The organism is Streptomyces sp. WELS2, assembly GCF_013870595.1.
Classification (GTDB): Bacteria; Actinomycetota; Actinomycetes; order Streptomycetales; family Streptomycetaceae; genus Streptomyces.
The window spans coordinates 1-1,031 of sequence record NZ_JACBWZ010001362.1; the positions used below are offsets into that span (position 1 = coordinate 1).

A 1,031-nucleotide genomic window follows, 5' to 3' on the forward strand; every position below is an offset into this window, starting at 1 on the left:
TGACTTCAGGAACTCTCCGAGCTCGGACGACGCGTCCATGGATGCCTCCGGTGCGGGCGGCGTACTCCTGCGGCGGGTACGCACGGCGGGTACGGCGGTCGCCGTCCATCCTGCCCGCCCGGCGGCGCGAACGGGACGCCCGAGGGTGGTCACGCGATGACCACCCTCACGGCGGCCGGTCCCACGGCGGTGCTGGCTGGGCCGGCCGCGGCGGACGAGCCTTCTGCACGTCACATCCGGTGAGCTCCCGGCGAGTTCGCCGTACAGAAGGGACCCGTCATGTCCGTCACAGCGACACGGCCGGCCGGCGCCGCGCCCGCCGTGCTGACCCCGCGGCTGCGCCTGGTGCTGGTGCTGCTGCTCGCGGCCCAGTTCATGCTGGCCGTGGACTTCTCCATCCTGAACGTGGCCCTGCCGGTGATCGGCGCGGGCCTCGGCTTCCCCCTCGACCGTCTCCAGTGGATCGGCACCGCGTTCGCCCTGTGCGCGGCCGGGTTCACCCTGCTGTTCGGGCGGGTCGCCGATCTCTTCGGCCGCCGCCGGATGTTCCTCGGCGGGCTCGTCGTCCTCGGCGCGGCCTCGCTGGCCGGCGGGCTGGCACAGAGCCCGGAGGTGCTGCTCGCGGCCCGGGTGTTCCAGGGGCTGGCCACCGCGGCGGTCACCCCGGCCGGGCTGTCCCTGCTGACGACGTCGTTCCCGGAGGGTCCGCTGCGGGAGAAGGCGCTCGGTCTCAACGGGGCGCTGATGTCGGCCGGTTTCACCACCGGCGCGATCCTCGGCGGCCTGCTGACCGACCTGCTGTCGTGGCGCTGGGCGTTCTTCGTCAACGTGCCCGTGGCGCTCGCCGTGCTCCTCGTCGCGCCCGCCGTCATCGCCGAGTCCCGGCCCGCCGAGCGGCCCAGGCTGGACGTACCGGGTGCCGTCACGGTCACCCTCGGCCTGCTGGCGGTCGTCCTCGGGCTGACCCGGGCCGGTGAGCACGGCTGGAGTGCGCCGGCCACGCTGCTGCCGCTCGCGGCCGGGGTGGTGCT

General features: G+C 74.5%; 1 protein-coding gene. It reads left to right on the forward strand.

The features are described from left to right. Window positions 1-279 precede the first annotated feature (279 nt). Window positions 280-1,031, forward strand: a 752-nt coding sequence (locus tag H5J33_RS36375) for an MFS transporter (protein WP_181798940.1), incomplete at its 3' end; no start/stop codon positions are given.